Annotated in this window: 19 protein-coding genes; 2 read left to right on the top strand and 17 right to left on the bottom strand. The window is 37.1% G+C overall.

The features are described from left to right. Positions 1-15 precede the first annotated feature (15 nt). From V7121_RS02420 to V7121_RS02345, 16 genes are all read right to left on the bottom strand, one after another. Positions 16-438, bottom strand: a complete 423-nt coding sequence (locus V7121_RS02420; RefSeq protein ID WP_335494843.1) for a DUF6115 domain-containing protein — start codon at positions 436-438, stop codon at positions 16-18. Positions 439-461: 23 nt separating this feature from the next. Continuing rightward, on the bottom strand, positions 462-905 hold the full coding sequence (locus V7121_RS02415; RefSeq protein WP_335494846.1) for a YaaR family protein: 444 nt from the start codon (positions 903-905) through the stop codon (positions 462-464). A 196-nt stretch (positions 906-1,101) separates the two neighbouring features. Next, complete coding sequence (locus V7121_RS02410) at positions 1,102-3,309, bottom strand: methyl-accepting chemotaxis protein (protein WP_335545577.1); 2,208 nt, start codon at positions 3,307-3,309, stop codon at positions 1,102-1,104. 12 nt (positions 3,310-3,321) lie between these two features. Further along, the gene (locus V7121_RS02405; protein ID WP_335494850.1) at positions 3,322-3,834 is read right to left on the bottom strand and encodes a chemotaxis protein CheW; all 513 of its coding nucleotides are present in this window, start codon (positions 3,832-3,834) and stop codon (positions 3,322-3,324) included. A 42-nt stretch (positions 3,835-3,876) separates the two neighbouring features. Then, positions 3,877-4,323, bottom strand: a complete 447-nt coding sequence (locus tag V7121_RS02400) for a chemotaxis protein CheW (RefSeq protein ID WP_335494853.1) — start codon at positions 4,321-4,323, stop codon at positions 3,877-3,879. A 15-nt stretch (positions 4,324-4,338) separates the two neighbouring features. Then, positions 4,339-6,351, bottom strand: coding sequence for a chemotaxis protein CheA (locus V7121_RS02395; RefSeq protein ID WP_335494859.1), 2,013 nt, complete (start codon positions 6,349-6,351; stop codon positions 4,339-4,341). Positions 6,352-6,590: 239 nt separating this feature from the next. Beyond that, complete coding sequence (locus V7121_RS02390; protein ID WP_335494861.1) at positions 6,591-8,756, bottom strand: methyl-accepting chemotaxis protein; 2,166 nt, start codon at positions 8,754-8,756, stop codon at positions 6,591-6,593. A gap of 180 nt (positions 8,757-8,936) precedes the next feature. Next, positions 8,937-9,341: a flagellar protein gene (locus V7121_RS02385; RefSeq protein ID WP_335494863.1), complete on the bottom strand. Its 405-nt coding sequence runs from the start codon at positions 9,339-9,341 to the stop codon at positions 8,937-8,939. 55 nt (positions 9,342-9,396) lie between these two features. Beyond that, the gene (locus V7121_RS02380; protein WP_335494866.1) at positions 9,397-9,759 is read right to left on the bottom strand and encodes a response regulator; all 363 of its coding nucleotides are present in this window, start codon (positions 9,757-9,759) and stop codon (positions 9,397-9,399) included. 41 nt (positions 9,760-9,800) lie between these two features. Beyond that, a complete protein-coding gene (fliY, locus tag V7121_RS02375; RefSeq protein WP_335494868.1) occupies positions 9,801-10,928 on the bottom strand; it encodes a flagellar motor switch phosphatase FliY in 1,128 nt (375 codons plus the stop codon). A gap of 1 nt (position 10,929) precedes the next feature. Then, positions 10,930-11,907, bottom strand: coding sequence for a flagellar motor switch protein FliM (fliM, locus tag V7121_RS02370; protein ID WP_335494870.1), 978 nt, complete (start codon positions 11,905-11,907; stop codon positions 10,930-10,932). Positions 11,908-11,966: 59 nt separating this feature from the next. Then, a complete protein-coding gene (locus tag V7121_RS02365) occupies positions 11,967-12,944 on the bottom strand; it encodes a flagellar hook-basal body complex protein (protein ID WP_335494873.1) in 978 nt (325 codons plus the stop codon). A 32-nt stretch (positions 12,945-12,976) separates the two neighbouring features. After that, positions 12,977-13,414 carry a flagellar hook assembly protein FlgD gene (gene flgD / locus V7121_RS02360; protein WP_335545576.1) on the bottom strand — a complete coding sequence of 146 codons (438 nt, stop codon included), beginning with the start codon at positions 13,412-13,414 and terminating at the stop codon, positions 12,977-12,979. A 16-nt stretch (positions 13,415-13,430) separates the two neighbouring features. Further along, positions 13,431-15,395 (bottom strand): flagellar hook-length control protein FliK, encoded by a 1,965-nt coding sequence (locus tag V7121_RS02355; protein WP_335545574.1) that lies wholly within the window; start codon positions 15,393-15,395, stop codon positions 13,431-13,433. A gap of 189 nt (positions 15,396-15,584) precedes the next feature. Continuing rightward, positions 15,585-16,628: a chemotaxis-specific protein-glutamate methyltransferase CheB gene (gene cheB / locus V7121_RS02350; protein ID WP_335494880.1), complete on the bottom strand. Its 1,044-nt coding sequence runs from the start codon at positions 16,626-16,628 to the stop codon at positions 15,585-15,587. Continuing rightward, positions 16,597-17,421 (bottom strand): CheR family methyltransferase, encoded by an 825-nt coding sequence (locus V7121_RS02345; protein ID WP_335545572.1) that lies wholly within the window; start codon positions 17,419-17,421, stop codon positions 16,597-16,599. Before V7121_RS02345 ends, cheB begins: the two co-directional genes overlap by 32 nt. A gap of 333 nt (positions 17,422-17,754) precedes the next feature. Here V7121_RS02345 and motA point away from each other — a divergent pair, with 333 nt between their 5' ends. Both motA and V7121_RS02335 read left to right on the top strand, forming a co-directional pair. Further along, positions 17,755-18,552: a flagellar motor stator protein MotA gene (motA, locus tag V7121_RS02340; protein WP_335494884.1), complete on the top strand. Its 798-nt coding sequence runs from the start codon at positions 17,755-17,757 to the stop codon at positions 18,550-18,552. Then, positions 18,536-19,291: a flagellar motor protein MotB gene (locus V7121_RS02335; protein ID WP_335545570.1), complete on the top strand. Its 756-nt coding sequence runs from the start codon at positions 18,536-18,538 to the stop codon at positions 19,289-19,291. The genes motA and V7121_RS02335 overlap by 17 nt, the downstream gene beginning before the upstream one ends. Before the next feature lie 52 nt (positions 19,292-19,343). Here V7121_RS02335 and V7121_RS02330 read toward each other — a convergent pair whose 3' ends face one another. Beyond that, on the bottom strand, positions 19,344-20,198 hold the full coding sequence (locus tag V7121_RS02330) for a GNAT family N-acetyltransferase (protein ID WP_335545568.1): 855 nt from the start codon (positions 20,196-20,198) through the stop codon (positions 19,344-19,346). Positions 20,199-20,260: the final 62 nt, after the last annotated feature.

Raw genomic sequence — 20,260 nt, 5'->3', positions numbered from 1 at the left:
AACAAACCTCTTTTCCTAGGTACGTGCTTGGACCGCCAGCTGGAGAATGAAAGATACCTCTCCTGATCCTTTTCCGAGTTGCATTGCGATTTCATCCGCGGTTAGACCCTGTTTTTGAAGATCGAATATCTCCTTGTAGCGATCATTTAAAAATAAATTCTGTACACTGTCTTCGATCTTAGTTTTAAATTCAATTTTTTCATTAGCTTTTAGACCGGATTTCCATTGTTCATGCTTATTCCGAATGAGTGTTTGATGATGCATCATAAGCTCTTTTAACTCCTGCATTTCACGACTCAATATTGCTTGGTTTTCGATTATTTTTTGTTGTTGATCCTGTAGGTAATCCGATTTTTGCATAGAAAAAACTTTGACGATTAAATACAGCACAACAATAATACTTACAACTAAAAGTGCCTCAATTAGATAATACTGCACACTGTACTTCTCCCTTCTTACTACTAAGTATAAAGATTTACCAACAATCCTTTAATTTCTCCAATTCGACCTAAGATGGAAAGTCCGGCATTTTGTTGATTTATCACATGATCGGTTAATTCCATTAGTTTACGGTCAAGAACTTGAATTGTTTTCAAGGTTTTATTTCCCCCATACGGGTCCCAGCTTTCAGTTTGGTATAATCCAACCCCATTTTTGGTTACCTCTCCCATAAACTTTTTGACTAAATCCTTATATTTACGAAGTTCAGAAAAAGTTGGATTCTCACTTAAGCGCTGGCCCTGCTGCTCCACGTCTTGGAAAATTTGTTGGAGATGGTCCTTAGTAAGGTCCTTAGAATAGGTATTGATTATTTTTTGAAAGGAAGCTGCATTGGTTGATGAACGATCGGCTACAGGCAGACGTGAATCACCGATATTTATTCGAACTGGATCTTGTATTTTCAAGTGATTTCACCCCAAATTCTTTATTCAAAAAAAGCATCAAAATAAATCAAAATTATGTTGTAATTATACCCCAACTTTTCATAAATTTCATTATAAGTTGTAGAAAAGTATTTTGATAGATACATGGTTTGAATAGTTTCGTATCAACACATAAAAACGCCTCCGCTATTGCGAAGGCTTTTTTATGGTACACTCATTATTTTAGTCGTTTAATTTCCTTATTAACATCTGTAATAGCACTTACGACTTCTTCTACTTCTTTGGATTGGGTTTCAATACTTGAATTAAGTTCTTCTGTTTGCTTTTGAACATTTCCAACCTCTAACGCAATTTCTTTACCATATCTTGCTTGGTCATTCGTTGCAATTAACATCTGTTGGACCATATCTTTGATGCTGTTGATATTGCGGACGATTTCCTCCGCAGTCAATGCCTGTTCTTTTGTTGCATTGGTTACTGAGCTTGATTGGTTAGTCACATTTTCTACAGCTTCAACAATTGCATGACTGCCTTTGGCCTGCTCAGCAGTTGCAATCGAGATTTGATGAATTTGGTCTTTTGTATTAATAATTCCTTTTACGATCGCTTCTGCGGTTATTGATTGCTCCTTCGTTGAAAGGGTCATCTCCTCAGCTTGGCTGGTCACACTTTCAACCGCTTTTGTAATGAATTCACTATTCTTCGTTTGTTCTTCCGTTGCTTTAGCGATTTGGTTCATTTCTTCTGTAACCTGAGCAATACCATCAGAAATTTTCTTAATTGCTTGGTTTGTTTTTTCAGCCAACTCATTTCCTACTTTTACTTTTTGTGAGCCATTTTTGATAGAAGTTATCGCGACAGTTGTTTCTTTTTGAATTCCTTTAATCAGATTGGCAATTTCTTTCGTAGCATTGGCAGATCGTTCGGCTAACTTTCTTACTTCATCCGCAACAACTGCGAATCCTTTACCATGTTCGCCTGCTCGGGCAGCCTCAATCGCCGCGTTAAGTGCAAGTAGGTTAGTTTGATCGGCAATATCATCAATAACTGCGATAATACTTCCTATTTCTTCTGAACTTTTTCCTAAATTCTCCATAACAACACTAGTTTGGTCTATCACTTGAGAAATTTCTTTCATCCCATTCAATGTTTCATTAAGAGAAACGGTTCCTTCAACTGCATCAACTTTAACGGCGTTACTTAACTGGTTCACTGTTTGCGCACTAGCCGCTACTTGTTTGATTGAAACAATCATTTCCTCAACTGTTTCAGAGGTTTGTTCAGCAGTATCAGTTAAGCTTTCCGCATGTTCACTGACACCCTTGATTGAATGGCTCATCTCCTCAATAGATTCAGAGAACTTTTCTACACTATCCGTTACATTGCTTGTATTTATGGCAACCTGTTCAATCGAAGCCATCATTTCCTGTATAGCAGAAGACGTTTCTTCTGCTGAGGAAGCCAAATGGTCTGCGTTTCCTTTAACTAAATTAATTGAAGCACTCATTTGTTCTACCGCAGCGGAAATTTCATCAACTCCCGAAGCGGTTACATTAGTGTTTCCAGCCACCTGTTGAATGGATGCAACTAGTTCGCTGACGGAATCGTTGGCTTTATTCATCGATGTGTCTAATTCTTGGGCACTGATTGCTGATTTATCAATGGAATTCTTAATTTCAGTTACAGAATTCACGGTAATTTCTGCATTTTTGATGACTCTAGTGACCGTACGACGAATCAGACCATTAATCAGGAATGCAATTAAGATACTGAAAAACATCGCAATCACTGAAATGACTATGATTTGAATCAGAGAATTTGTTGATTTCTTCTTGGCATCATTTATTATCTCATTAGTACTTTTTTGAGCATTTTGCGCAACTTTTTCAAGGTAACTTATCGTGGTATCCCCATGATATGCTAGGACACCTAATCTTGCATGCGAAGTGTAATAATCGTCTCCACCCGTTTTATTAAAGAAAGAAGGAATAACAGTAACATAGTCTTCAAAGTTCCTGTTGAACTCTGCAAATAATTTTTCATCATTATTCGTCGCTTTTAATTTTTTCATTTCTTTAATATTATTGTTTGCTTTTTGGATGTCTTGGTTTACAAGTTTTTTGATTTTATCCTGTTCTTCTTTACTCTGTTCATAAGAATACTTGGTTAAGTTTAAACGAATATCAGTTACGCTGTCTTTAAGTTTAGCGATTATTTCAAGCTCTTTTACTTGAGTGTTTCCTAAATATTTCACGTCCCCACTAAGATTGTTAATTTTATAGTAGGAAACAACTGATACCGATCCTAAAAATATTAAGAGAATAATAAAACTGCCCCAGAGTTTTATCCCCATTGGCACATTATTTGCCCTCCTTAAAATCTTTAAACTACGGCTTGAAATATTACTTTTTTCTGGTTTTGACATAAATAACTCTCCTTAGGATTCGATTGCCTCTTTGCTAGTAATATAGGATTCAATCATTTCTTTCAATTCATCTAAATTAGTCGTATCCTCGAGGAGCTTTTCAATATCTAGAAGAATGACTAAACGATTTTCTAATTTAGAGACACCTAAAAGATAGGAAACCTCTTTTGTTTCAAGTAAATTGGTGTAATCAATTGATTCTGGAGGAAGCTCCAGTACATCTGTTGCTGCATCAACCACAAGGCCGATTTCTTTATCATAAACCCTCACAATAACGATTCTCGTTACATCCGTTTTCTGGAGTGATTCTCCTGTCAGTGCAGCACGGATATCCACTATTGGTGTTACAGCATTTCGGATTTTAGTCATTCCTAATACATGTAACGGTCGATTTGGATAAGGCGTAATTGAAAGTGTCTGCATTCTTTCAATCGAGACGACTTGATTAATATGCACACCATACTCAACCTGTCCTAACTTAAAAATGAGTACTTTAGAATCCTGAAACCTGATTTGATCTTCCATAAGAACCCCTCTTCATTTGATCTATTTTAGACCAGATCCTGCTTAATTCTCGTCTGTCGTTTGGTTAGTATCCGTTTTAATTAGTTCTTCCAATTTTATCAGAATGATTAAGCGCCCTTCATGTTTAGCTATACCTTCAAAAAAGTCTGAATTAACTCCACTTGATGCTACAGGTTCAACCATTTCTGAGGAAACATCGATTACATTACTGGTTTTCTCAACAATCAAACCCAATTCAATCTCGTGATATTTTACGATGATGACTCGTGAATTTGCCGTATACTCTGTATCTCCAAGCTCTAACTTGGCTTGGAGGTCAATAATTGGAATCACATTTCCGCGAAGATTAATTAGACCTTTAACATATCCCGGGACATTTGGAACTCTAGTAATTTGACTGAGTCGTTCAATGGATAGGACATGCTCTATATTTAATCCATACTCTTCATTGCCAAGTGTGAAGGCGATTACTTTTATATTTCCCAACATTATTCACCCTTCCTATTAAAAAAACTGATTTGAATCGATTATGAGGGCTACATGTCCGTTACCTAAGATTGTTGCACCAGATATATAATGTAAGTTTGTTAAATAGTCCCCTACTGATTTTAAGACAATCTCCTGCTGCCCAACGACAGTATCAATCACTAACCCTCTCGTCATATTCCCCTTCCGAACAATCACGATAAATTGTTCTAGTTCTTTGGAGTTTTTTTCAATCGCTGGCACTTGAAGAACTTCATTTAGATAGACTAACGGAACCACTTGTCCACGGAACTGAATCACATCTTGACCTTGAATTGTAGATAACTTGTTTTCGTCTGCTGTAGTAATTTCAACAATTGAATTGAACGGAATTGCGAATGTCTCATCTTCCACTTTTACCAACATCGCATAGATAATAGATAATGTTAATGGTAATTGAATATGAAAAATTGAACCTTTACCTGGTGTGGAATCAATTGTGATTAATCCACCCAATGATTCAATCTTTGTTTTAACCACATCAAGGCCGACACCCCGACCAGAAATATCAGATATTTTATCGGCTGTGCTAAACCCTGAGGAAAATAGTAAGGCGTAAACTTGTTGATCGGTCAAGGTTGCAGCTTCCTCTTCTGATACTACTCCGCGCTCTATTGCTTTATTCAATACCTTATCGCGGTTGATCCCCTTCCCATCATCAGCCACTTCAATAAACACATGGTTCCCGCTATGGTACGCTTTCAATAAAATTTTACCCTCTTCTGATTTGCTTGCTTCCAATCGCTCCTCAGTTGTCTCTAATCCATGGTCTAAGGCATTTCTTAGTAGATGTACCAAAGGATCTCCGATTTCATCAATAACCGTGCGATCTAATTCGGTTTCTTCTCCTTCTATGATCAACTGTACTTTCTTATTCAGTTCCTTGGCCAGGTCTCTAATCATCCTAGGGAAACGATTAAATACCTGCTCAATCTGGACCATTCTCATATTTAAAATGAGCCCTTGCAGGTCTGTCGATATCCTGGTCATATGTTCTACGGTTTCTGTCAGTTCGGTTATGTGCGCCATTTTAGCAATCTGATCCAATCTGCCTCGATCAATGATCAATTCGCTGAATAAATTCATTAATTGGTCTAGTTTATCAATATCGACACGGATTGATTTAGAACGCTGTTTCTTCTTTGCCGTACCCGAATCTTCCCGTTCCTGTGGTTGGCTCCTTTGTTCCTCGACAACATCCTTTACTTCAGCTGGACTTCCAGCCACTTCACTATCTTGACCCGTCTTTTCTGTAACAAGGACTTCCCGAATTTCTGAGACATTAATTAATTTTGAATGAATCTCTTCGGAACTTCGCTCAGACAACATTAATAGGGTAAAAGAGTCATCAAATTTCTCTTCTTCGATTTGTTCCACTGGAGGAATAGTCAGAATCAGTTCACCAAGTTCTTCTGCCGCCTGAAAAACAAGGTAAGCCCTAATTGATTTCATTACACATTTCTCATCAACTGATACAACAATTTGAAATAATTTATTTCCAGATTTTCTGGCCTCGTTAATAACTGTTGATTGATACTCATCAAGGACATATTCAGCTGTAGCTGCCATCTGCTTGGAAGCTTCTAAAATATCATTAAATACCAAAATAGCTGAAGGATCCTGTATCTGTTTTAGTTGTAATACCACGTCAGTTACGTTTTCTTTTCCATCTCCGCCTTGCTCAATACTATCAACCATTTTTTCAATTAAATCGACACACTTGAAAATTACATCCATAATATCGGAATTAGTTTTTAATTTTGAGTTACGAAGGAGATCTAAGACATTTTCCATTTCATGAGTTAATGAGGCAAGGTCATCGAACCCCATAGAACCTGCCATCCCTTTTAATGTATGAGCAGAACGAAAGATTTCATTAACAATCGCCGTGTTTTCGGAATCTGATTCAAGCTTTAATAATTCATCATTTATTGCTTGCAGATGTTCTTTCGATTCTTCGATAAACATCTCTAAATAATTACTTAAGTCCATTTCAACTTCCCCTCGCTAAATAGCATACAAAAGTAGTACTAAAGCTTTTAATTAGCTACATAAAAAAGACAAATATATATTTCATCTTAGCATATATTTTGATTAATTTAACCAGATTTTTTGATAGTTTTTTATATATTGATACCATATTTATCAAAAAATTATTTATTTAAATCTTTAAGTGTTTATATGAAAACGCTTCCGCAAGCATTGCGAAAGCGTTCTATCAAATTTATTATCTATTTTAATTTCTTTATCTGCGAGTTTACATCTGTAATTGCTTGTACGACCTCTTCTACTTCTTTCGTTTGCGTTTCGATACTTGAATTGAGTTCCTCGGTCTGCCTCTGAACATTTCCAACCTCAATGGCAATTTCCTTCCCGTATCTGGCTTGATCATTGGTTGCAGTTAACATTTGTTGAACCATCTCTTTAATGCTGTTAATATTGATAACAATTTCTTCCGCGGTTAGCGCCTGTTCTTTCGTTGCATTAGTTACCGAACTTGATTGATTTGTCACACTATCAACTGCTGCAACAATCGCGTGGCTTCCTTTTGCTTGTTCTGATGTTGCAATCGAAATTTGTTGTACTTGTTCTTTTGTGTCAATAATACCTTTTACGATTGCTTCTGCAGTACTCGATTGCTCTTTCGTTGAACGTGTCATCTCTTCTGCCTGACTAGTTACACTTTCAACAGCTTTTGTAATAAATTCACTATTCTTCGTTTGTTCTTCTGTTGCTTTAGCGATCTGATTCATCTCTTCTGTTACTTGAGCGATACCTTCTGATATCTTGCGAATCGCTTGGTTTGTTTTCTCAGCAAGCTCATTTCCAATTTTCACTTTACTTGCGCCATCTTTGATCGATTCAACGGCAACAGTGGTTTCGTTTTGAATTCCTTTGATAAGCGTTGCAATTTCTTTTGTTGCTTTTGCAGATCGTTCCGCTAACTTGCGGACTTCATCAGCAACAACGGCAAAGCCTTTTCCATGCTCTCCAGCCCTGGCAGCCTCAATTGCAGCGTTGAGGGCTAAAAGGTTAGTTTGATCGGCAATATCATTGATAACGGCTACAATGCTGCCAATTTCTTCTGAGCTTTTTCCGAGGTTTTCCATGACAATACTAGTTTGATCGATAACTTGAGATATTTCTTGCATTCCATTTAGCGTTTCACTCAAGGAGATGGTACCTTCATAAGCATCATCCTTAACATTGTTACTTAGCTGGTTGACTGTTTGCGCACTAGCTGCTACTTGCTTGATTGAAACGATCATTTCCTCAACAGTGTCTGATGTTTGCTCAGCTGTCGCAGTTAAACTAACGGCATTTTCACTTACGCCCTTGATAGAATGGCTCATTTCTTCAATAGATTCAGAGAATTTTTCAACACTTTCAGAAACATTACTTGTACTGGCAGCCACTTGTTCAATTGAAGCCATCATTTCTTGGATCGCAGAAGAAGTTTCCTCTGCAGAAGATGCTAAATAATCTGCACTACCTTTTACTAAATTAATAGAAGCACTCATTTGCTCTATGGCGGCAGAGATTTCATCAACCCCTGAAGCCGTAACATTTGTGTTTCCGGCTACTTGTTGAATAGAAGCTACTAGTTCACTTACAGAATCATTAGCTTTATTCATCGAAGCATCTAATTCATTCGCACCTAGTGCAGTTTTGTCTATCGACTTTTTGATTTCAGCCACTGACTCGGTAGTGATTTCTGCATTTTTAACAACACCTTCAACCGAACGACGAATGAGTTTATTAATTCGAAAAGCAACTAAAATGCTGAAAAACATTGCAATAATAGAAACAACAATAATTTCAATGATCGCTCTTGATGAATCTTTATCTGCTTTCGTGATGATCGTTTCATTACTCTGTTTCACACTTTTGGCAAGCGCCTCAAGAGACACCATTGTCGTGCCACCAAGGGATGATAGTAATGACATTTTTTCGTGGACTTCTACATAATTATTACTTTTTGACTTTTCGAAAAAATCCGGTGTATATGCTATGTATTTTTCATAGTTATCACTAAACTTCGTTAATAATTTATTATCATTTTTAGAAGTATTCAGTTTTTTCAGCTCTTTAATATTCTTCCTGACCTTGACAGATTCAGTTTCAATATATTTTTCAAGGTTTGATTTACTTGTTGCCTCCTGCTCGTATGCATGCATTGAAGCATACATTCTAATGTTAGTTACTTCCTCTTTTAAATTTCCGATTAACTCTAGTTCAGGAACCTGCGTATTACCAAGGCCACCGACATTACCACTTAATATGTTAATCTTATTAAATGATACAATTGAAATAGAGCCCAAAAATATAAGCACAATAATAAAACTACCCCATAATTTTATACCCATGGACAATTTGCTTGTCGCTCTACTTAACATTACTTACCTCTCCTTGTTCAAAAATAATATATTTTGAAATCAATCAATACATACTCATGGTAGCATATATTTTGATTTGAAAACCAAATATTTTGATAGTTTTTTATATTAGTTTATATTACAAGAAAGCGAGAATGCTAGGAACTAGGCTAATGTTCCATTCACATCTCGCTTATTGTATTATAAGTAATGTGTTATGTAGCCCCCAGCATTATTATTTTTCTCTGGGTTGTGCTCTTTTTCTTCCTTTGATGTTTGATTACTTATTTGGTTTACCTGGGCCAAACAGCTTTTACACGCTTTACCACCGCGAATCATATTCCCACAGATTTCACAGGGATAGGAAAGGTTAGGAAAACTTCCCATTAGAATTCGTCCAGATAAAATGTATTGGCGAATTTGCGTCACCGAAACCTTCGTTTCATCACTGACTTCTTGAATCGTGCTGCCAGGATATTCACGTAGATAGGCAGCAGTTTTTAGATAATCCTCCTCTTGTTTTTGATAACATTCATCACAAATGTTTCTGACTCGAAGGTACAACTTCTTGCATTTCGGACAATTTCCCAGTTGCGGCGTAGCCAAAAGCCCCCACTTCCTTTGCTTTTAAAAATAACTTTACGAAAGTGATCAATTAATATTAACTGCCTAATACTTTTTTAATTGATTCCATTACTCGATCTGGTTGGAATGGTTTTACAACGAAGTCCTTGGCACCAGACTGTATTGCTTCTAATACCATCGGCTGCTGACCCATGGCAGAACACATAATAATTTTCGCCTGTGGATGGAAAGCTCTTATTTCCTTCACCGCTGTGATTCCATCTTTTTCAGGCATGGTTATGTCCATGGTCACAATATCTGGATTCAGTTCTCGGTATTTATCCACAGCATCGGCACCATTCACAGCCTCACCAACAACCTCAAGTCCATTTTTAGTCAATATATCCTTCAACATCATTCGCATAAAAGCAGCGTCATCAACGATCAATACCCTTGCCATTTTTTTCTCCTCCATTATTCATTGTTGTAAACGGTTTGCAGTTAATGAGACATTTTAGTAATACGTTCAACCGGGTTAATAATGTCAGTAATCCGCACACCGAAACTTTCTTCAATTACGACAACTTCTCCTTTTGCAATTAGCCTCTGGTTCGCAAGAATATCCACAGGTTCACCCGCTAATTTATCCAATTGGATGACCGCTCCAGGTCCTAACTCAAGGATTTTTTTAATTTGCATTCTTGTACGCCCTAACTCCACCGTTATCTCTAATGGAATATCAAATAACATATCAATATTACCTGAGTGAGAGCCAGCTTGTGGGGCATCAGAAAAGGTAGCATATTCAACCTTTTGTACATTAGCATTGAATGGAGCATTCGCCGTGCTTTCTTGGACAGAGACTTCCCCAAATGGAGATGAAGGTACAGTTTGGGCTGTTGGCGTATGAAAAGACACATCCTTCATTTTGTTATCTGCCACTGGTTCAGTAACTACCGGTGCTGGTTCACTAATCGAAAGGATTTTTTGGATCATTTCCTTCCCAAAGGATAACGGAATAAATTGAATCATATTGGAATCGATAAGAGTTCCAACCTTTAAACGGAAAGAGATCTCCAAAATAATATCTTCATCAAGTTCTTGTAATTTTTTCGGAGGAAAACCAAGTATATCAATTGTTGGTGGTGAAATATCCACCTTTTGACTAAACATGGTTGACATAGATGTAGCAGCCGATCCCATCATTTGATTCATAGCTTCCTGTACAGCACTAAGATGCATTTCAGATAGTTCAGGTTCGAGTGTTGTACCGTCACCGCCCATCATCAAATTGGCAATAACTTTTGCATCCTTTTCTTTAATCATCAACAAATTTTTACCACGAATACCCTCTGTATAGTCAACATGCACAGCTACATGCTTTTCGCTGATTACTTCTTCCATCCGTTCTTGCTCAATCACGGCTAAGGTAGGTGTGGTAATTTCCACCCGTTGGTTCAACAGAGAAGATAAAGCAGTTGTTGAACTTCCTAACGCTATATTTCCAATCTCACCTAAAGCGTCTTGCTCTAAGGAGGTCAAGAAGTCGTCTATAGATAAACTCCGATTTTCATTCATCTGATTAAATAGTGCGTTAATCTCATCTTGAGATAATAACCCTTCGTTCATCTTAATTGTCATCTCCTTCAGAGTGGATTATTTGATCGATTTGCACCGCATATCGTCCTTTTTGAACGCCTGGGTTTCCTAAAAATCTAGTCATTTGATCAACTTTGACTTGAATTTTTCCGGTTTCGATACCAATCACATCTCCAATTTGAAGGTTGAAAAGTTCGGAAATCGGTAATGTGGCCCTGCCTAATTCTGCGATGACGGGAACACCTATAGTGTCCAGGTTTTGTTTTAATTTATCTTGCTGCGGGACGCTTGCTTTTGACATGGATGAAAGCCATTGATGTGTTGATAATTTTGGTAATACTGGTTCCACAATTAGATGTGGCAGACACAACGTCATTCTTCCCGTAATCTCTCCAATAGTCGTATGGAGAGCAATAACAATCACCGTGTCGTTTGGGGAAGAAATTTGAATAAATTGCGGATTGGTCTCAATGGCTTCCCATCTAACCTTAATATTTTCAATGTTTTTCCATACACTTTGATACATGTCAGAAGCGCGTGAAAAAATCTTTTGCAGAAGTACTGTTTCTATTTCCGTTAACGAACCATTTCGTGAAGATGGATCCCCTTGCCCCCCTCCTAGCAATCTTTCTAATACCGCATTAGCGACTTGGGGATTCATTTCCATAACCATTTTTCCGTCCATCGGTTTAACATCAAACACGTTCAAAATTGTTCGCGAGGGGATAGACGCGATAAATTCTTGGTAGTTCACTTGATCTACCAGGTCAATTTGAATTTGAACGAAGGTTCTAAGCTGCGCTGAAAGATAGGAAGTCAATAGTCGTGTGAAATTCTCGTGAATTTTTGTAATACTTCTTAGTTGTTCTTTGGAATAACGCATAGCGCGTTTGAAATCGTATAGCTTTACTTTTTCTTCCTTAACTGTAACATCAGAAGCCTTAATATCACCATTATCTATGGCTGATAAAAGGGCATCGATTTCTTGTTGCGATAGTACATCTGCCAAAGGGCTTCCCCCTAACTCTTCCCTGAGTTAATCAATCTTTTTAGTATTATTTTTATCTATTATCGTTTTAAGTTCACTATTTCTTCCAATAAGGAATCAGAAGTAGTTATTGTTCGCGCATTAGCTTGGAAACCACGTTGAGCAACAATCATCTCCGTAAATTCCTCTGTTAAATCAACATTCGACATTTCTAGAACACCCGAGACAATTTGACCACCCTTAGTGTCGTCAATCCGGCCAACATCAAGCTTCCCTGAGTTTCCAGTTTCCACAAACATTGTATTGCCAACCTTTTGTAAACCACCTGGATTAGTAGCTACAGCTGTAGCGATAGAGATATTTTCATTCGAATCTGAAGAATTCAAATAATACTTGCCGTAATTAGGACTAGCTGGATCCATTACCATAGCTAATTTCCCGCTTGTATTATCCTCTCTAACGACGTTAATATAACCTTTTGAATCAATGGAGTAGGATGTGAATTTTAATGGTTCTTTCTGATTACCATTCTCATCTGTAATTACGTTCCCACTATCATCAAGATTACTAGTTTGATCTACGGTTATGTTTATTGGAACATATTGAAGTGCCCCAGCCGGAGACCCGTCTGTTGGATTTTCACCTGCCATTCCAGTTACAAAAAATCCATTGGCATTTACGAGTGTCCCATTTCCATCTCTAGTGAAATTACCAGCTCTAGTTAAATAACTTGCTTCACCATTATTGACTACAAAAAACGCATCTCCATCTATAGCTAAATCTGTTCCTACAGATGTAGTCATTGGGCTTCCCGGTGTATGAATCGTATCAATCGTTGCGGTTCGTGCTCCAAGACCAACTTGCATTGGGTTCACCCCGCCGCTTTTTCCCGTTGGTGATGTGGCTCCAGCAATATTTTGGTTAATAATATCTTGAAACATGACACGATTCTTCTTAAATCCGACCGTATTTACATTCGCTACATTATTTCCAATAACATCTAATTTTGTTTGGAAACCTTTCATTCCAGAGATTCCCGAGTAAAGTGACCTTAACATTATATATTCCTCCCGCGTTTCTTTTCTAGAAATTATTTACTTTCGACATTTACTTGCTTTATTTCAGAGATTTCTTCCATTGGTACTTTTTCATTGCCAATTATATAAAAGAAATTACCATCTTGATTTGCTACCCCAGTTACCACACCTGTGACAGGGTTTGTAGCACCATCTGGCGTCCAGCTTACCCCTTTGCCAATCACAGCAGCGTATTGACTCATTTGGCTTCCTGCGAACTTATCAAACGACTTATTCAAATTTGTCATTTGTTCTAAGGAACTAAATGTTGCCATTTGCGCAATAAAATCTTTATCTTGTAAAGGACTGGAAGGATCTTGGTGTGCTAATTGAGTGGTTAAGATCCTCAAAAAATCATCCTTGCCGAGAATGCTTTTTTGTTCAAAAGATTTCACATTATTATAGATTGAGTTATTTTTAGAAACAGTAGTAACATCGACCCAATTACTCATTCAGCTTTACTCCTTCTTATGCAGTGAAATCAATTCGAGAGGATGTCTTTCTCGGGGACCCACCGTATGTAATTGATAAACTCTCTAAATCTCGTTCTTTTTGATCTGTCGACTCTTTTTGTTTTTTAGTGCCATCCTGGGATGGAGTGAATGCGCGCTGATCACTTGAGGATGAGGAACCACCTTGAGAAAATGACAAACCTGCTTGGCTAGCCTCGGAAGATACTAGCGTTTGCTGTACTATATCAATTTTTTGCACATGCAAACTTGACTGTTGCAGGGAAGTCCTTAGATGTTGTACTTGCCCTTCTAATATTTCCTTTGCTATAGGTGTATCGGTCAAAATTTCAACAGAAATCTGACCCTGCTGAGAATTGATCTTTATTTCAATATGGCCTAAGTGTTCTGGATATAATGAGAACTTTGCCTCCGTACTCCCCGACTTACCACTGGTTATCTTTGTAAAACGGCTAATCCAATCGCTGACTTCAGGAGCAAATTCAGAAACTGTAAGTTTCGTTGGAATCGTTTCTGGTTTCAATTCTTTACCATCCATTTGTTGTTGTAGTAATGCTATATCTGGCTGGCCACTTACTTTTAGTAGATCATCTATGTGTGATGCATCTGGACTAGGACCAACTCTATTTTCTAATGGAACTCTACTACCGTGTTTTGCCAATCTATTTTCTTCTGGAACATGGTTAACTGATAGTGCCAAGTTATTTTCATTTGGTACTGTGCTTCCAACTACTGCAACTTTATTTTCTTCTCGTGCTGTGTTAACCGATGCTGCCAGTTTATTTTCTTCAGGTACTATATTAACCGGTGTTGTCAGTTTATTTTCTTCTGGTGTTAATCTAACCGGTGTTTCAACTTTATTTTTTTCCAGTACTGTGCTAACAATTGCCGTCATGTTATTAACTTCTGGTAGTTTGCTTACGAGGGTTGTCAGCTTATTTTCTTCTAGTCCGTTCCTAACTGGTGCTGTCTCAAAAGAAAAAATCACTTGATTTTTATCTAAATTTAAAACTGGTTTCGAATGATAAGCGAGCTCTGGTTGTACATTATTTGACCCTAAAGTGTCTATATTGGGCTGGCTAGAAGAAAGTGCTATCCCACTCCGTTCTACCAATTTTAATTCATTCATAATTGTTTGAATCTTTTCTTTAATATTTTCAGGAATAACCAAAGCTTTCTGGTTTCTATTAGCGTTCAACGCACTTACTAATTCGGTAAGACCTTGCAATACTTGACTAGAATTGAAAGGGTGCTGTTGAGCAATTTCTTCAACCAAACCTTCCCTCTGAGCTGGTACCTTACCTACCTCAAGATTAGCATGGCGGAGTGAACTTACACTGATAAAATTTGACTTTGTTTGTGAGCTACTTATTAAAGAATCGGAGTTTGTAATACTTTCCTGTACATCGTTAGTATGTAGAGCTTGCTGTATGATAGTAGTAAGGGCAGTTAATATTTCGTTTATTTTCTCCGAATCTTCTTCATTCATTTTCACTTGTTCAGATTGAGCCACTTTTTCATTATTATTCATTAAATTTGTTTTACTATTTTCTAAACTGGTTGAGTCATCTTTTGTTACCTCTATGTGAGATTCCAACTGATTAATTAGGTCATTTCCCACTGAATTTAACTTTACGAAACTAGATTTATCTTCTTCATCACCCGATCCAATCAGAGCAGATTGCTTGTATAAATCAATAGATATCTTGGGATTAATCTGTCCGTCACATTGAATCTGTTTCAACATTTCAATGTGATCATCGCTAAACTGATTAGGGACGTTTTGTAAAGATGGTGTTGCTGGCTGTTCGTCTTTTTTGAGCGCTTGACCTGAAAAGTTAAACATAGCTAAAATCTGGTCGAAAGAATTTATTGGCGCATCTGATAAAGAGGCAGAATTGGGTTTTCCTCCGGATAATAATTTAGTTTGATTTATTTTGATATCAATTTGAGTAATTCCCAAATAGTTTGCCTCCTCTCGATTTTGATTACTTAATTCAACTAATCTACATTATACCTCATTGACTTCTTTTCGTCATGACAATTTTCTATTACCAATATGATAATATTTTATCCCAAGTAATTTACTTTTTGATAGTTTTTGAAACTTAAGTAAACAGGTGGTCATTACAACTTTTACCACCTGTTTCGTCTATAAAGCTTTTATAGAAGATATAATTTCTTGATAGATTCGTGTCAGTACATATTGACCATCTGCATGTCCTGCATCAAGAACAGCTTTTGGCATACCGTAGACAATACATGAATCCTCTGCTTCCACTAATACCTTCCCGTGATATCTCTTGACTAAACCACAACCTTTAGCCCCGTCGATCCCCATTCCTGTTAAAATCACAGATAATAATCTATCCGTAAAAATTGGCGCAGCTGAACTAAGTGTTATATCTATGGATGGTTTGTATAATTCATTTTCGTCTTCATGGTTTTCGACATTAAAAATGATCTTTCCATCTTGTTTTTCAAAACGAGTTTGATAACCTGATGGGCAAATATAAATTGTTCCTGGCTTTACTTCTTGACCATTATTTATCTCAGTTACATCCAATTGACATATAGAGTTAAACCTCTCAGCCAAATGCTTAGTAAAACCAGTCGGCATATGTTGGGCGACCACAATTGGAATAGGAAATTTTTTCGGAAAACACGGTAAAATCGTTTGCAAGGCTTTTGGCCCACCTGTTGAACAACCAATAAAAATAAGTTCCGTTTTCCCTGGTGATCCTTGACCCACTTCGTTTCGATAAGGTTGAACCGTATCCTCGCTCTTTGGGAGTTTGGCTTCCACTATTCCAGATAAACGGTTTAGAAATTCTTTACTTTGATCTTCACCATTGTTGTTTCTTATCAGGTTCTCCTTTAAAAAGAAATCAACGGCACCCAAGTCGAGGGCCTCTAAGGTTTCCTGTGCTCCTTCACTAGTTCTGGCACTTATCATAACCACAGGAACTGGTGAGGATTTCATAATCTGTTCCAATGCCAAAAGACCATTCATTTCTGGCATTTCCACATCCAAAGTGACCAGATCAGGTTTAAGTCGCTGAACCTTTTCGACAGCTTCCACACCATTCCTTGCGATTCCAACCACAAAAAAACGAGAGTCATTTTCTATCATTAGACAAATGGCTCTGCGAATAAAAGCAGAATCATCGACTACTAAAATACCGTATTGTTTCATCCTGATTAGATTCCTTTCGATAATAAAAACTCTTATCTGAACGTACTTTTTGAAACCCCATGCTCGAATCAGTTATGGATTCAGCATGGCCAAGAAACAGGTAACCAGTAGGTGTTAAATTTCGATATAAACTTTGAATCACTCGCTTAGTTTTATCTTGATCAAAATAAATCAAAACATTTCTACAGAAAATTATGTCCACTTGACCAATCTCAGTTAATTGATTTTCGTGAAGCAAGTTTACTTGTTGAAATTTCACCATTCTTTTAGTAGATGCATTAATTTGATATCCATCATTTTCATCAATAAAATATTTTTTTAATAACCTTTCTGGTATGCGCCGAAAGGCAAATGAACTATTATGATACCAGCCCTTTTCGGCTTTTTGAAGGACCTTCTTGTTAATATCGGTCGCAATAATCTCTACTGAACCAGGTAAAAAAAGACCAGTTTCTTGTATCAACATGGCAAGCGTATAAGGCTCCTCCCCACTTGAACAAGCTGCACTCCAGATCCTTAATGGCCGATTTTTATTTTTATCTTTCATCAAAGGCAGAACAAACGAACAGCACTCGTTTAATTGGTCTTCTTCGCGATAAAAATAGGTCTCATTAATTGTTAGTAACTCTATAACTACATCCCATTCTTCATTTGTTTTAGTCAGATAATTACAGTAATCTTCGTAAGTTAATCCAAGTTCATTCACTCGTTTTGATATCTTATCTCTAAGGATGGTAAGCCGATCATGGTAACCAAGTCCACAATAGTCATGAATAATTTTGCTTAATTTCACTAATCCGGTCTCTTGCAAGTGCATCACCTTTTTCTTGCTACGCTTTCATAAAGTAGAGCAGCTATTTTTTAATATGAGAGAAAATGACTAAATCTAGAATTTTTAAAACAAAAACTACAGTCGAAGTTCACGGACACATACTAATTAAGTTTAAAATTACTAGATAAATAGTTACACGTCAATTGGATTCCATAAATGTATTAAAAATTGAAAAACAATCAAAATTCTATTACTAAGTTAATCAAAAAAATTTGGTCCTATCAAAAACAATATTGTCGTAATTCCACGAATGGCGTACAATTAAATTAAAAACTTTTTAATAAGGAGAATATAATGTCTAGTCTTTTCGGAATTATCTTGGCATTTCTTGCAATTGGAGTGGGAATGGTCTTAAAAGGGGCCTCACTATCAGCATTATACAATCCGGCAGCATTTCTCATTATTTTCGGAGGTACTGCAGCTGCGGTCATCATTGCATTCCCCTTTAGTGAGATTAAAAAATTTCCAATTTTGTTAAAAATCGCCTTTTTCGAACCAAAACAATTATCAAAGTCTGAACAAGTTGCCAACTTAGTTAAATGTGCAGAAATTGCTAAAAAAGAAGGATTATTAGCCCTTGAGGAAATTGCCAACGACACAAAGGATCCTTTTTCCAAAAAAGGTCTAGAAATGATTATTGATGGACACGATATTGAGTTCATAGAAGAGGTATTATTAGATGAAGTAGCTGCAATTGACAAACGACACAAAACGGGAGCTCTTATTTTTACACAGGCAGGCACCTATGCCCCAACTTTAGGAGTACTCGGTGCAGTAATTGGACTCGTTGCATCCTTAGGGAATTTGAATAATGTTGAGAAACTTGGACATTCTATTTCTGCAGCATTTATTGCAACCTTACTAGGTATATTTTCCGGTTACGTTATGTGGCATCCGTTAGCTAATAAATTAAAGCGAATTTCTAAACGTGAACAGGAGTTTAAGCTCCTTACAATTGAAGGATTGCTTGCTGTTTATCAAGGTGTTTCTCCTAGCTCACTAGAGAAGAAATTAACTGTTTACATTGCACCGAAAGAACGGAAAAAGTTTGAAAAAACAAACGAGGAAACTACACATGAGAAAACAGCGTAATCGATTTGATGAGGATCATGAAGAACACATTGACGAATCTTGGTTGATCCCCTATGCAGATATACTAACACTTTTACTTGCATTATTTATCGTATTATTTGCTTCAAGTACCGTCGATAAAGAAAAATATCAGTCCATCATGGAATCGTTCAAATCCGAATTAACTGGAACCAAAATTGAAAGTAAAGAATCAGGTCTTTCAGTTAATCCTTCTAATACGAAAACAGATGAACAGACTGGCAAAGTGCCACCTGCAAAAGAAGCTGCTCCCGCTCCGAGTAAAGAGGAAGTCGAGCTCAACCATTTAAAGGAAAAATTAGAGAACTATGTTAAGAATAACGGCTTGAATGCAGTTATTACCCTTCAAGACACAAAACGTGGAGTTGAAATTTCCTTAAAGGATGTTATCCTATTTGATCCCGGAAAAGCAGAATTAAAATCAAGTTCTTTCAAGACACTTAATGTATTAGTTGGCTTAGCAAAAACAGTCGATAATCCAATAAGTATTGAGGGTCATACCGACAATGTTCCGATTAAAAATGCGTCATACGCTTCAAACTGGGAGCTTTCCTCAGCTCGAGCTGTTAGTGTTTTGCATTACTTCGAATCAAAAAAACTAACAAAAAAACGCCTGCAATTTGTTGGATACGGTGAATATAAGCCCATATATCCCAATGATACTAATGCACACAAGCAAGCAAACCGCAGGGTAAATATCGTTATCCTACGGAAAGCCTAAAACTATCAGTTAAAAAGCCAGTCTCCTATTTGAATAGGAAACTGGCTTTTCTTTAATTTATTTTTTTCACCATTTGCACTTGCTCCGTTGTTTTCTCAAAGCCTAAATCTTGTAAGATTGGAATAACTAGATTTGATAAGGATGCGTTAATGGTCATGAAGTTAAGCGGCTTCTGATTTTCTTCAGGGATTGTTCGAAAAATAGATTTAATTAATTCTATTTTACTTTCAACTAATACTTCAAGTTGATAGAGCAATACTCTTTCCAGTTGCCCCTGTTGATTCCATACCCGTTTAAATAAAGAGTAGCCCAGTGGATTCTGATATTCATCAAAGTAAATCTGTGCTTCGCCTGACTTCACACTTTGCCACTGACATTGCCACGGGACATTTTCTTTATAAAAACTAAACGTTGGGAGCTGCTCGGGACGGATTGATGTGTACGGAATTAACGTATCTTTCAACTCTACGGTCCCATTTAAATAAACTAGGGAATTAATTATTTCATAACCGAAGCTTTGATAGAGGCGAATCGCCCGTTCATTTTCTTTAATGGCCTCAAGGGTGGCAACTTCGACTCCTTCTTTGGAATAAACGCTGAAGGCTGCCTCCATTAATTGTTTAGAAACCCCTTTCCCACGGTATTCAGTAGCGATTCCAGTCCCGCCATTCCAGGCAGTCTTTTTCCCGTCTATAACGCGAAAACCATTTAAAACTATCGCTACAGGTTCTTTTCCGTCAAAAGCAACGATTGAGTGCTCTAACGATAACTCTTCATTAACCAAACGGTTAAAGAATTGTTCGGGAGTCATCTCTAATTTCACAAAATATCCTTCAAACCCCCGATTCCAAGCAGTTATTGTGTCTTCGATGGAGCATTCTGTTAATTTTTTAAGCGTAAGATTCATCCAGTTTTACCCCCTCAAAAATACAGAAATACATCTTGGCTTTTCTATGGCAGACCATTGAA

This window comes from Neobacillus drentensis, assembly GCF_036962125.1.
Lineage (GTDB): Bacteria > Bacillota > Bacilli > Bacillales > Cytobacillaceae > Neobacillus > Neobacillus drentensis_B.
Note: the sequence above shows the minus strand (reverse complement) of the source record. Positions and strands in the feature narration are given on the sequence as shown.